Annotated in this window: 13 protein-coding genes; 4 read left to right on the forward strand and 9 right to left on the reverse strand. The window is 29.3% G+C overall.

Translation table 11 applies throughout. The features are described 5' to 3' along the window. Positions 1 to 41: 41 nt before the first annotated feature. The 8 genes from ACNI3D_RS00610 to ACNI3D_RS00645 all read right to left on the reverse strand — a co-directional run bounded on the left by ACNI3D_RS00610 (position 42) and on the right by ACNI3D_RS00645 (position 7,821). Positions 42 to 1,115 (reverse strand): TRAP transporter substrate-binding protein, encoded by a 1,074-nt coding sequence (locus ACNI3D_RS00610; protein ID WP_129100285.1) that lies wholly within the window; start codon positions 1,113 to 1,115, stop codon positions 42 to 44. Between the two features lie 95 nt (positions 1,116 to 1,210). Continuing rightward, entirely contained in the window at positions 1,211 to 1,852 is a 642-nt protein-coding gene (locus ACNI3D_RS00615) for a response regulator transcription factor (protein ID WP_129100284.1), read from the reverse strand. Next, positions 1,849 to 4,047, reverse strand: coding sequence for an ABC transporter substrate binding protein (locus ACNI3D_RS00620; RefSeq protein WP_419767907.1), 2,199 nt, complete (start codon positions 4,045 to 4,047; stop codon positions 1,849 to 1,851). The genes ACNI3D_RS00615 and ACNI3D_RS00620 overlap by 4 nt, the downstream gene beginning before the upstream one ends. 18 nt (positions 4,048 to 4,065) lie before the next feature. Next, on the reverse strand, positions 4,066 to 4,653 hold the full coding sequence (locus ACNI3D_RS00625) for a LutC/YkgG family protein (RefSeq protein ID WP_419767908.1): 588 nt from the start codon (positions 4,651 to 4,653) through the stop codon (positions 4,066 to 4,068). Then, positions 4,653 to 6,017, reverse strand: a complete 1,365-nt coding sequence (locus ACNI3D_RS00630) for a lactate utilization protein B (protein WP_419767909.1) — start codon at positions 6,015 to 6,017, stop codon at positions 4,653 to 4,655. Before ACNI3D_RS00630 ends, ACNI3D_RS00625 begins: the two co-directional genes overlap by 1 nt. Then, positions 6,014 to 6,757 carry a (Fe-S)-binding protein gene (locus tag ACNI3D_RS00635; RefSeq protein ID WP_129100280.1) on the reverse strand — a complete coding sequence of 248 codons (744 nt, stop codon included), beginning with the start codon at positions 6,755 to 6,757 and terminating at the stop codon, positions 6,014 to 6,016. Before ACNI3D_RS00635 ends, ACNI3D_RS00630 begins: the two co-directional genes overlap by 4 nt. 59 nt (positions 6,758 to 6,816) lie before the next feature. Next, complete coding sequence (locus ACNI3D_RS00640; protein WP_419767910.1) at positions 6,817 to 7,386, reverse strand: class I SAM-dependent methyltransferase; 570 nt, start codon at positions 7,384 to 7,386, stop codon at positions 6,817 to 6,819. After that, entirely contained in the window at positions 7,387 to 7,821 is a 435-nt protein-coding gene (locus ACNI3D_RS00645; protein WP_129100278.1) for a deoxycytidylate deaminase, read from the reverse strand. It abuts the gene before it with no gap. Between the two features lie 194 nt (positions 7,822 to 8,015). Here ACNI3D_RS00645 and accB point away from each other — a divergent pair, with 194 nt between their 5' ends. The 3 genes from accB (at position 8,016) to ACNI3D_RS00660 (ending at position 11,504) form a co-directional block, all read left to right on the forward strand. Next, positions 8,016 to 8,474, forward strand: coding sequence for an acetyl-CoA carboxylase biotin carboxyl carrier protein (accB, locus tag ACNI3D_RS00650; protein ID WP_419767911.1), 459 nt, complete (start codon positions 8,016 to 8,018; stop codon positions 8,472 to 8,474). A 12-nt stretch (positions 8,475 to 8,486) separates the two neighbouring features. After that, positions 8,487 to 9,839, forward strand: a complete 1,353-nt coding sequence (locus ACNI3D_RS00655) for an acetyl-CoA carboxylase biotin carboxylase subunit (protein ID WP_419767912.1) — start codon at positions 8,487 to 8,489, stop codon at positions 9,837 to 9,839. 192 nt (positions 9,840 to 10,031) lie between these two features. Beyond that, positions 10,032 to 11,504 carry a DEAD/DEAH box helicase gene (locus tag ACNI3D_RS00660; RefSeq protein WP_129100275.1) on the forward strand — a complete coding sequence of 491 codons (1,473 nt, stop codon included), beginning with the start codon at positions 10,032 to 10,034 and terminating at the stop codon, positions 11,502 to 11,504. Here ACNI3D_RS00660 and ACNI3D_RS00665 read toward each other — a convergent pair. Then, positions 11,501 to 11,725, reverse strand: coding sequence for a hypothetical protein (locus ACNI3D_RS00665; RefSeq protein WP_129100274.1), 225 nt, complete (start codon positions 11,723 to 11,725; stop codon positions 11,501 to 11,503). The genes ACNI3D_RS00660 and ACNI3D_RS00665 overlap by 4 nt on opposite strands. Before the next feature lie 263 nt (positions 11,726 to 11,988). On the opposite strand from ACNI3D_RS00665, the gene ACNI3D_RS00670 reads away from it, so the two are divergent. Further along, complete coding sequence (locus ACNI3D_RS00670; RefSeq protein ID WP_258238655.1) at positions 11,989 to 13,545, forward strand: inorganic phosphate transporter; 1,557 nt, start codon at positions 11,989 to 11,991, stop codon at positions 13,543 to 13,545. Positions 13,546 to 13,594: the final 49 nt, after the last annotated feature.

The following is a 13,594-nucleotide window of genomic DNA, read 5'->3' on the forward strand; positions in this document are numbered from 1 at the left end:
TAAAAGGTTTAATCCCTTAAAAAAGGGATTAAACAAACTTCTTATAAATTATCTTTTAAGTATAAGTAGTCTGACATTTTTGTCCATTCTCTAACTTTCTTTTGATAAGCATCTTGAGAATCTAAAACTTCTTTTAATAAAGGATGTCCTTTAACCATTTCTTCTCTTAATTCTTTGTTTGCTTTTTTCATAGCATCCATAACTGGTTTTGGAAAAGTTTTAATTTGAATATTTGGGTAATCTTTTTTCATTTCTTCCCAAGCTGTTGCACTCATATCATAGTTTTGGATATACATATCATATGAACTTAATTTCATTGCTGTTACTAAAATCTCTTGTAAATCTTTTGGAAGTTTATCATATGCTCTTTTATTTACTAAAAATTGTAATTCAGTTGCTGGTTCATGCCAACCTGTATAGTAATAAGGTGCAATTTTATGGAATCCCATTTTTATATCCATTCCAGGTCCAACCCATTCTAATGCATCAATTGTTCCTCTTTCAAGTGAAGTATATAGTTCACCTGGAGCAATGTTAGTAACTGTAAGACCTAGTTTTGCCATAATTTCCCCTGCAAAACCTGGGATTCTCATTTTAAGACCTTTTAGGTCATCAAGAGATTTGATTTCTTTTCTAAACCATCCACCCATTTGGTTTCCTGAATTTCCCCCAGGAAAAGATAGCATTTTATGTGGTGCATAAGCTTTTTCCATTAATTCCATTCCCCCACCGTAATAGAACCATGCATATTGCTCAGGTGCAGTCATACCAAATGGCATTGTTGTAAATGGTAAAAGATTGATATCTTTACCTTTCCAATAATATGATGCAGAGTGCCCCATCTCATATTGACCCCCTTTAACCATATCTAAAATACCAAGAGCGGCTTTATGTTTATTGGCAGCATCTACTCTAATTTGTAGTCTCCCATTAGACATTTTTTCTACCAACTCTGCCATTTTTGTAGGCGAGTCAATAAATGGATGTAGCGTTGGTCCCCAAGTTGTCGCTAATTTCCACTTATATACTTTATCAGCAGCTAATGAAGCAGTACTCATCCCCGCAAGTAGTACTGAAGCCACTATTAACTTCGTTGTTTTTCCAAACATTTTCATATATTCTCCTTTTTTATTTGTTCATATAAATTGTAACTTGTGAATATGATAATGAAATGATATTTTAAGTTTAATTTTTTAAAGTAGGCTAAAATTTATATTTTAAATATATAGCCTGTATCGACTACTGTATGGATATAATCTTTTATTAATATTTTTCTAAGTCGTCTTATCAAGCTTCTTATTGATTCAAGTGAAACAAAGTTTCCTTCCCAAACATAGTTTTCTATCGCAGCATAGGTAATTACTTCATTTTTTTTAGTTAAAAAAAGATTTAATAGAAGTCTCTCTTTTTTTGTAAGTCTTACTTCTTCTTTATCTATTTTTAATAAAGAGGATTTAAAATCAAAATAATACTCTTCATCAAACATAATAATATTATTTGTAATTTTACATAATTTTTCAATCTTTATTTCTAATTCATCTATAAAAAAAGGCTTTTTTAAATAGTCATTACATCCATAATCATATGCTTCTTTAATAATATCAAGTTCTACAGTTGAACTAATTATTATAATAGGTACTTCTATATAATATTCTCTAATTTTTTTGAGAATTTTTATTCCATCTATATTTGGAACATTTATATCTAATAAAAAACAATTATAACCATTTGATATTGAATCATATGCTTTTTGTCCATCAGAAAATGAATCAACTCTATATCCTTTTAGTCCTAGTCTTTTAGATATGGTTTGACTAAGTTTTGTATTATCTTCTAGAAGTAAGATTTTCATTGTAAAACCTTTTTCATTTTGGGAATTTTTATTGTAAATATAACTTTGTTTTCATCATTTTTGACAAACATTTGTCCTTTCATTTTATCTTCAATAATTACTTTTGCCATGTATAATCCAATCCCTGTACCATCTTTTTTTGTAGTGAAATAGGGGTCAAAAATAGAGTGTATTATTTTTTCATCTATTCCACCTGCATCATCTATTACTTCTATTATAGTGTAATTATTATTTGTGTAAACATTAACTATTATTTTGCATTTATTTTCTAAAGAATTGTCTGATATTTTATTTTTTGCATTATTTAAAAGGTTTAATAATACTTGTTTAAATTCATTTTTATATCCATATACTAGAAAATCATTATTATTTTCTTGGTAACTTATTTCAATGTTAATATTCAAATAGAAGAGTTGTTTTCCTACAATTTCTAATATATCTTCAAAAGATTGTTTTACAGAAAAATTTGTTTTTTTAGTTGAGGGTTTTAAAAAGTTTCTAAAATCACTTAAAGTTTGTGACATGTATTGAATTTGAACCATTGAATCTTTTACAAAACTTTGCACATCCTGCGTTTGCAGTTCTTCAAGCATGTGTGAAGTTTGTATATCTTGAACTAAGGCTGAGAGTTCAACTAGTGGTTCATTCCATTGATGTGCAATGGCTGCTACCATATCTCCCATTTCTGCTAATTTTGTTTGTTGTATTAAGAATTGTTTTTGTTGAACTCTCTCTGTAATATCATCCATAATACAAACAATACCCCCAACTTCTCCATTTATATTTTCATATGGAGCTTTATTTAAAATAAAATATTTCATTTGTAAGTTTGCAAAGTGTAAGACTATCTCAGAGGTATCTGTTTCTTGACTTTTTTGAATCTTTTCATCTATTTCTATGTTTTTTATAGCTATATCTTTTGGAAAAAAGTCAAAGGCAGTTTTTCCAATAACTTCTTGTTTTGTGATGTTAAATAATTTTGCAAAAGCTAAGTTTGAACCAATAAACTTACCATCTTTATTTTTATAGTATATTGCATTAGGTAGGGTGTCTAATAGAACTTTCTCAAACTTTAGTCGATTTGAAAGGTCATTTTCAAGTTTTTTTCTTCTTTGTATATTGGCTCTCATACTAATAACCATGATTGAAAGAATAAAAATTATAGAAAAAACAATAACTATAAATTTTGTATATTTTTTATAAAATGAGCTTGGTTCATTTAAAATTGTATATTTTTCATGGATATTATTCAATGAAATATCAAATTTCTTTAGTTCGTTATAATCAAAAATATATCGATTGGGAGATTTTTCTAAAATAGGAATATCTTTTATATCTTTTCCATTTAAAACTTGTAAAGCCATATTTGCAACACTATTACCTTGTGCGGTTGCTGATGTTACTAATCCACCTACAATTCCATAATTTAGATAAAAATCCCACAGTCCATAAATAGGGTTATTACTTATTTCTTTTATTTGTTTTAAACCCTCTTTATAAGTAAAGTTTTTCCCTGCTTTATCTTTAAAAAGAAGCAAAAAAAGTAAAACATCATCTTTATTTAAATTTTTAACTTTATTTTTTAAAGTCTCCATATCTAATTGATCTATGTATTCTATGTTAAATTGATCTTTGTATTTTTTTATTATAAGTCTTAAATCTCTTTTTATTGCATAACCTGTTTTTGACTTATCATTTATAATAACAAGATTCTTCATCTTAGGGTGAAGTTCATGTATCAATTTAAAGTTATTCTCTAAATCAACTTGTTCTACTACTCCTGACATATACTCTTTTATATTCTTTTTTTCTAAAAGAGTTTTATCAAAGTTATTGATACCACAAAAGAGTACAGGAGTATTAGGAAAGAGATAATCATGATACTTTATAATAAATTCAAAGGCATTATTATCGCTTACAAGGATTAAATCAAATTTTCTATTTTCAAATTGTTTTTTGTAGAGTTCAGCAAGTTCATTTAGATATATGCCTCCAACAACTCTTTTGGTATCCATATATCTAGTTGTAAGTTCTATATTACCATATGAGGCAAATTTATCTTCGATTGCTTTTGATATATCATCACTCCATTTATACCCTTTATGATACGAATGGAGTAATAAAACTTCTTTATTATTGTTCGCAAAAGAAGATGTAAGAAAGATTATAAAGTATAGTAATAAAAGTTTTTTCATATTGTTCTGATTATATCATTAATCTACAAAAATGATATATCCAGATTTTGGACCATGTGCTCCTATTACAAGTGATTGTTCTATGTCTGCTGTTTTTGAAGGCCCTGAAACAAATACACCATATCCACTATTTTCAAACTCTATTTTTGTATAAGCTTCATGCATATTATTTACAATATCATTTTTATTTACTACTATTATGATATTTTGAGCTATGAAATAAAGACTTCTATGTCTATTATTCTCATCTTTTAACCAAACTGCACCATTTTCAGCAACTGCAAAATTTCCTTTAACTATTGCTAAATCTATATCTTTTAAGTTGTGAGCATCATCTTGTGCATTTGCATCAAAATTACTTAATGAACAAAATTCCACATTTGAATAAACTTGCCCTAACTCATCTTTATATAGATCTTTTATAGTTTCATCAAGTTTCTCTTTTGTTGTTATAATAGATTCTCCGCCTACAGTTTTTATGACTTGGGCATATTTTTCTAATTTATTTTCAAAAGTTATTCCAAAATGATCATATTCAGGAAGGATTTCATCTTTTACTACATTATTTGATTTAATAGCATTTAATATCTCATCTCTACTTGACATTATGAATCCTTTCTTTGTTTATATAACTCTTTGAAAGAGTTTTTTGGCATCTTTGGAATATCCCTTTGTTTTCCCCAAACATTTGCTTTTGAGTAAATAATAGAATCAGGTAACATTGGAATTACTTTTCTCATGATTTTCCCACCTATATTAAATAGTGTAGGGTGATCCATTACCCATGAAGTTATCTTCATAGCTACTGCTTTTTTTGTGTCTATTAAATGCTTTTTAGCAAGGTCTTGTCTATGGGCGTAAAGTTGTGAATCCAAGTCAATTTTTACAGGACATACATTTGTACATGAAGCACAAAGGGTACAAGCAAAAGGTAAGGACTTGTGTTCTTTAGGATTTCTAAATGCTCCTAAATTTGAACCAATAGGTCCTGGAATTACATATTTATAAGAGTGACCACCACTTCTTCTATAGATTGGACAAGTATTCATACAAGCACCACATCTAATACAATTAAGTGATTTTTGATAAGTGGCATCTGCTAATATTGGAGTTCTTTTATTATCTACTATTACAATATGCATCTCTCCACCTTCCACTGGACCATGGTAATGTGATGTATAAGATGTAATAGCTTGACCAGTTGCACTTCGTGCTAATAATCTTGTAAATACTGATAAGTCTTTAAGTCTCGGAATAGTTTTTTCTATACCCATAGAAGCAATATGAAGTTTAGGAACACTTGCCCCCATATCTGCATTTCCTTCATTTGTACAAACAACTATTCCACCTGTTTCACTTATGGCAAAGTTTACACCCGTAAGTCCTGCTTGTGCTGTCAGGAAATCTTCTCTTAAACTAGCTCTTGCCGCCCTTGTTAAATAAGTAGGATCATCGTTTCCTTTTTCAGTTCCCAAGTGTTCATGAAAAGTATCACTTACATCAGATTTTTTAAGGTGAATCGCTGGTAGTACTATATGTGAAGGTGGTTCATTTCTAAGTTGAACAATTCTTTCACCTAAATCTGTATCAATAACTTCAATTCCTTTACTTTCTAGATAAGGATTTAAATGACACTCTTCTGTTAGCATTGATTTTGATTTTACAAGTTTTGTTACATTGTGTGAAGCTAAGATTTCATGAACTATTTTATTATGTTCTTGGGCATCTTTTGCCCAATGAACTTTTATACCTTTTTTTATTGCATTTTTTTCAAACTCTTCTAGGTAAAAATCAAGTTTATGCATAGTATGTGTTTTTATATTATTTGCATATTCTCTTAATTTTTCCCATTCAGGTATTCCTTTACTTGAGACATCTCTTTTTTCTCTTACAAACCATAATGCTTTGTCATGCCAATGCATTCTCTCATCATTGGCTACAAATTTTGCTGCTTCTTCTGGATGACTCATATCGTTTCTCCTAAAAGTATTTCACTTATATGCATAACTTTGATAGGATTTTTGTCCCTATTCATTATTCCTTGCATATGCATCAAACATGACATATCTGCACCTGTCATAATTTGAACATTTGAATCCATATGGTCTTTTATTCTATCTTTTCCCATTGCAACAGATATTGCTTCTTCTGTTACACAAAAAGTTCCACCAAAACCACAGCACTCATCTTCTCTATTTAATTTAACTAGTTCTATTCCCTCAACAAGTGATAAAAGATTTTCTAGTTTATTAAAATGTGGGATGTTAAGTTCACTTGCACTTCCAAGTTTTAAAACTCTATGTCCATGACATGAATTATGAACTCCAACTTTGTAATTAAATTTTGAATCTAATTTATCAATTTTTGCAATGTCGTGTAGAAATTCTGTTATTTCATATATTGATGTTTTGATTTTATTATAATCTTTATTGTCATTAAAAAATGGCTCATAATGCTCTTTTACCATGGTTACACATGAACCACTAGGTGCTACTACATAGTCATATTTTTTAAAAGTATTTACAAATCTGTGTGCTAATTTTTCAATATCTTGGCTACAACCTGAGTTTGCCATTGGTTGTCCACAGCAAGTTTGCTCCATTGGATATTCTACATTAAATTTTAATTTTTCTAAAAGCTTTAAAGTTGCCATACAGCTTTGCGGATAAAGCTCATTCATAAAGCAAGGTATAAATAGTCCTATAGTCATAAAAACTCCTCTTTTGATGGTAAATTATATAAAATTGGTATAACAATAATATGATATTTCTATTTTTTCATAAAAATTGAAAAGTCATTGTCTAAATAATTATCCTTTATTGTTATATCTTCTGTTAGTGTTTTGATGTGTGATAATATATCTTTTGGTTTAATATTAGTCAAGGAATCATTTTTTAAAAAGTTAAAAATAAATCCTTTTTTTGATGAATTAAAGCACTTCTTAATAAATGTTTTAATTTCATTTTTTGTTAGAATACTTAAAGCTCCACTACATACATAATAATCTGCTTCTTCTAATTCATCTAAAAGAATGTCTACAAGATAGAATTTAACATTCAAAAATCTTTTACTAGCTAACTCTATCATTTGTTTTTCACAATCAATACCAATGTAAGATTTTGGTTTTAAATTATTATCAAATAAATAGTTATAATACTCTCCAAAACCACATCCTGCATCTATTATAGTTGAGTCTTTAATTTCATCTTTTATAAACTCTGTTAAAATCTCAAACCTTTTATATTGGGAAAATTCAGAATTCCAGTGAACTCCCCTTGCACTTATGCCATATTTTTTAATGGTTTTATTATAAAATGTATTGTTGTCTTTGTGAGCCATTTAATTTATTTGTTCTATTACTACTTTGTTGTCTTTTAAGAATTTTGAAACAATATCTGAAGCTGTATGCTCATATGCTTTTTGGAAAACAATTCTTTTAATTCCTGCTGCGATTAAGTTTTTTGAGCACTCACTACAAGGCTCTAAAGTCACATAAATAGTTGCTCCTTCTATGCTTATACCTTTTCTTGCAGCCCAAATTAGTGCATTCATTTCTGCATGTATTTCATAGGTTTTTGACCAATCATGATGGTCCTTTGTATATTCATCATTCCAATGTTCTTTACAATTTATATATCCAGCTGGTGTTCCATTATAACCTGTTGATAAAATTCTTCCATCTTTTACTATTACTGCACCTACTTGTTTTGATACACATTTTGAAGCACTTGCTATCTCATGTGCAATATTTATAAAGTTTTTATCACTTATCATTTTTTATCCTAAAGCATTTTTTATTTTTCTAAAAAATCAACAATTTTTCTAAAAAATCAGTAGTTTTCTTAAAATTTTCATTAAAAATGTACAAATTATGTTAAAAATTGTCAAATTTTATAAATTTTTAATTTATTACATTTTTATAGTTATTTGTGTATTATACCCTAAAATTTTCAAAATAAAGGCTAGAGATGGAATTCAAAGATATAAAAGAATTAATTAGAGTTTTTGATAAAAGTGATTTAAATAAATTAAAAATCAAAGATGGCGAATTTGAAATTAGTATGCAAACTGGTTTTGATGGAGGATCAATTGTAACAACTACTGCACCTGCAGTTCAAGTAGCTCAAGCACCTGCACCTATTGCTGCAAGTACTTCTGTTACTAATGAAACAGCAGCACCTATTACAGGAGATACAATTAATTCTCCAATGATTGGAACTTTTTATGCTTCACCATCTCCTGAGTCTGCTGCATTTGTAAAAGTAGGGGATACTGTAAAAGCTGGACAAACTTTATGTATTTTAGAAGCTATGAAAATCATGAATGAAGTTGAAGCAGAATTTGATTGTAAAATTGTGAAAGTATTAGTTGAAGATTCTAATCCAGTAGAATATGATATGCCACTATTTGTTGTAGAAAAATTATAAGAAAGATTAAATATGGCAGAAATTAAAAAAATCTTAATAGCTAATAGGGGAGAAATTGTTCAAAGAGCAGTTCGAACTATTAGAGAAATGGGTAAGAAATCAGTTGCAGTTTATAGTGCAGGGGATAAAGAAGCTTCATATTTAAAACATGCTGATGAAGCAGTTTGTATTGGTGGTGCAAAATCAAGTGAATCATACTTAAATATTCCTGCAATTATTACAGCAGCTGAAATGACTGGCTGTGATGCAATTTTCCCAGGATATGGGTTTTTATCTGAAAATCAAGATTTTGTAGAAATTTGTAGATTGCACAATATTAAATTTATAGGTCCTTCTGTTGAAGTAATGGAAAAAATGGCTGATAAATCTAAAGCAAAAGAAGAGATGGTAAGAGCAGGGGTTCCTGTTGTTCCTGGATCTACTGGTGCTGTTCATAATGTGGAAGAAGGAAGAAAAGTAGCTCGTGAAATAGGTTATCCAATCATGGCAAAAGCATCAGCTGGTGGTGGTGGTAGAGGTATGAGACTTATTGAATCAGAAGATAAATTTGACCAACTATTTACAGCAGCTTCTAGTGAAGCTTTAGCAGCTTTTGGTGATGGTACTATGTATTTAGAGAGATTTATTAATAATCCAAGACATATTGAAGTTCAAGTAGTAGGGGACTCTCATGGAAATGCCATTCATATAGGTGAAAGAGATTGTTCACTACAAAGAAGACATCAAAAAGTTATTGAAGAATCACCAGCTATTTTATTAAATGATGAAACTAGAGCGAAACTTCATGATGTTGCAGTTAAAGCTACTAAATATTTAAAATATGAAGGTGCTGGAACTTTTGAGTTTTTAGCTGATGATAAACAAAATATTTATTTTATGGAGATGAATACTAGACTTCAAGTTGAACATCCAGTTTCTGAAATGGTTTCAGGAATTGATATTGTTGAGCTTATGATTAAAGTTGCAGAAGGAGAAGAAGTTCCTCCTCAGGAAACAATTAAATTTAGAGGTCATGCAATAGAGTGTAGAATTACAGCAGAAGATCCAAATACATTTTTACCAAGTCCTGGAAAAATCACTCAATGGATGGTTCCTGGTGGAAGAAATGTAAGAGTTGATTCTCACATTTATACAAATTATGTAGTGCCTCCTTATTATGACTCTATGATTGGGAAACTAATCGTTTGGGGAAGAGATAGAGAAAAAGCTATCAAAATTATGAAAAGAGCTTTAAATGAGTTTGAAGTATATGGAATCAAGACAACTATTCCTTTTCACATTAAGATGATGGGAAATAAAGATTTCAATGATAATAATTACGATACAAAATACTTAGAACACTACAAAGGTTTAGGTGATATTTAACAAAAGAGCATAAAACTCTTTTGTTAAAGCTTAAACTAATACAAATTTATGTATAATCCAGCAAATATACACAATTATACTTATTACTCACTCATTTAGTTACTGTACACTTTTATAACTAAACTGTTTTATCAAGTTTCAAACTTTTAGTTTTAAATATATACGTGTATATAAAATACACAAAGGTAATTAATGAATTTCTCAGATTTCAATTTTAAACAAGAACTACAAAAGGCTATTGATGACGCAGGTTTTATACAACCAAGTCCTATTCAAGAAGATGCTATTCCTGTAGTTTTAAGTGGTAAAGATATGGTTGGTCAAGCGCAAACTGGTACTGGTAAAACAGCTGCATTTGGTCTTCCAATGATTAATATGATGAAAGGTAACTCTGGTGTTGAAGCTGTAGTTATTGTTCCAACAAGAGAACTTGCAATGCAAGTTTCTGACGAATTATTTAGATTCGGTAAAAGTTCAGGAATGAACACAGCAACTGTTTATGGTGGTCAATCTTACTCTATGCAGTTAAAAAATATAGATAGAGCATCAATTATTGTTGCTACTCCTGGTAGATTAATTGATTTATTAAAAGGTAAAAAGATTGATATTAAACCATCTTTCGTAGTTTTAGATGAAGCTGATGAGATGTTAGATATGGGATTTCTTGATGATATTAAAGAAATCTTTACTTATTTACCAAAAGATAGACAAACTCTTCTTTTCTCAGCAACAATGCCTCCTGCAATTAAAAAACTTGCACAAAACATTTTAAAAGAACCAGAGTTTATTACTGTTACAAAAGCAGAAATGACTAACTCTAAAATTACTCAATTATTTTATGTAGTTGATGAATATGAGAGAGATGATGCATTAATCAGACTTTTTGATTTCAAAAATCCTGAAAAATCTATCATATTCTGTCGCACTAAAAAGGAAGTTGATAGATTATCAACTTACCTAGTATCTCAAGGACATATGGCTAAAGGTCTTCATGGAGATATGGAACAAAGACAAAGAGAAGAAGTAATTAGATCTTTCAAAAAAGGTGCTTTAGATGTACTTATTGCTACAGATGTGGCGGCAAGAGGATTAGATGTAAATGATGTATCTCATGTATTTAATTATCATTTACCATTTGATTCTGAATCTTATGTACATAGAATTGGTAGAACAGGGAGAGCTGGAAAAGAGGGTGTTGCTATTTCAATTGTAACTCCACATGAGTTTAGAATGATTCAAAAGATTCAAAAAACTACTGGTGGAAAAATGGAAGCGAAAGTTATTCCTAATATTGACTCTGTTAAAGAGAAAAAAACTAGTACTTTACGAGGTAAAATTTCTGAACAAAAAGTTTATGATTCTGGTATTTCACTAGTAGAAAGTTTAAAAGAAGAATTTGATTTATCAACTATTGCTTTTAAATTAGCGTCAATTTTATCTGATGCAACTATTGTAAAAGGTAACAATTATATTGGTAAATCAGAAATTGATATTAAAAAACTTTTCGAAAGATTAAAAGACGACAGAGGCGATGATTCAAGAGGTCGAGGTGGTCAAAGAAGAGGAAGATTTGGTGGAGGTAATCGAAACCGAAATGGTGGCGGTGGAAACCGAAACAGAAGTGGCGGTGGAGATAGAAACGGTGGAGGAAGAAGAAGAGATTAATCTCTTCTCTTCTCTTTATAGTATCTTTTAACAACTTTTGTTGCTTTCTTATAAGCTTCTTGAGTATTTCTACCAAATGCTCTAAACACTCCATTTTTACCAAAAAACTCAACACTTTCTAATTCTCCATTTTTTATACCTACAACGCTAAAAATATTAAATTTTTTTTTCATTTTAGATACTTCTGGAAATTCATTTTCTGTAATAATTCTTATAGTCATATTCTTTCCTTTATCTATAATTTATTACTATTATATATAAAAGCACTTAAATAGTACTTAAGTAAATTTTTTATTAACAATTTATTAATATAGATTTATTTTAGAATAATTTATATACTTTAATTATAAGTTAATACTAAAAGGTATAAAAATTTAAGTTTAGTTTAAGTTTTATGTAACTAGAGAGTGGGTAATATTTTAACTACTAAAAATTACAAAATGGTTACAAAAGGATATCTTTGGATTTTAATACCATAAAAAAAATGGATGATGCAAGAGACAAGTCTCTTCCTAGTTTTGCAAAACTTTCTCTTGCATTATTGTTTATAGTTATTGTATTTTTGTGGAGTTATTCTTCACATGAGGAACTACCTAATAACAGCTTTTTGATTATTGGTGCTGTATTTGGTGCTTACATGGCAATGAATATTGGTGCAAATGATGTTGCTAATAATGTGGGGCCAGCTGTTGGTGCCAAAGCTATGACACTTATGTGGGCTATTGTTATTGCAGCTATTTTTGAAGCTCTGGGTGCTTTAGTTGCTGGTGGTGATGTTGTTAATACTATAAAAAAAGGAATTATTAATCCAGCTCTAATCTCTAATCCACAAATTTTTGTTTGGGCTATGACAGCTGCTTTATTATCTGCTGCTTTGTGGCTTAATTTTGCGACATCAATTGGTGCTCCTGTTTCTACTACTCACTCAATTGTTGGTGGAGTTATGGGTGCTGGTATTGCAGCTGCTGGTTTTGACATTGTTTCATGGGAAACAATGGGTAAGATTGCCGCATCTTGGGTTATTTCACCGATTTTAGGTGGTGTTATCGCTGCACTGTTTTTATATTTTATTAAAAAAAATATTATGTTTAAAGATGAGAAATTAGATTCAGCAAAGAAATTTGTTCCTTTATTAATTGCCTTTATGACATGGGCTTTTTCTACATATATTATTTTAAAAGGTTTAAAACATCTTATTAAAGTAGATTTTGTTACTGCTTTAATTCTTGGTCTTATTATTTCAATTGTTGTTTTTATTCTTGTTAAACCTTTGATTGCAAAAAAATCATTAAAATTAACAGATAATAGAATAAGTGTAAATAGTTTGTTTAATATTCCTTTGATTTTTGCTGCTGCTTTATTATCTTTTGCCCATGGTGCAAATGATGTTGCAAATGCTATTGGTCCATTGGCTGCTATTAATGATGCTGTAATGAATGCTACAATTTCATCAAAAGTTGGTATTCCATTATGGGTTATGGCTGTTGGTGCTATTGGTATTGCTATTGGTTTAGCACTTTATGGTCCTAGACTTATAAAAACAGTTGGTTCAGAAATTACTGAGCTTGATCAAGTAAGAGCTTTTTCTATTGCAATGGCAGCTGCAATTACTGTTATTATTGCTTCTCAACTAGGACTTCCAGTCTCTTCTACTCATATTGCTGTTGGTGGTGTATTTGGAGTTGGTTTTTTAAGGGAATGGTTAGATTCATCTGAAGAAAAATTCTTAAAAGAAATCAGAGGTAAGTTTAAAAAAGATAAAAATCAACTTGATAAATATCAATTGGAATTAAATCAACTTGCTGCTAAAGATTCTAAGTCAAAAATTGATTATAAAAGAATAGTTGAATTATACAATTTGATTGATGAAAAAGATGAAAAAGTTAAACTAGAGAGAAAAGAGTTCAAATCAGCTAAACGAATAAAATATGTTAAAAGAGATGCAATTAAAAAAATTATTGCAGCTTGGATAATTACTGTTCCTGCTGCTGCTTTTGTATCTGCTACCATCTTTTTTATGATAAAAGGTATGATGCTTTAAATTTTAAATTTTCTTAATTAATGTTCCTTATGATAACATTTCATAAATT

This window comes from Arcobacter siniprincipis (SeqCode), assembly GCF_048571125.1.
Lineage (GTDB): Bacteria > Campylobacterota > Campylobacteria > Campylobacterales > Arcobacteraceae > Arcobacter > Arcobacter siniprincipis.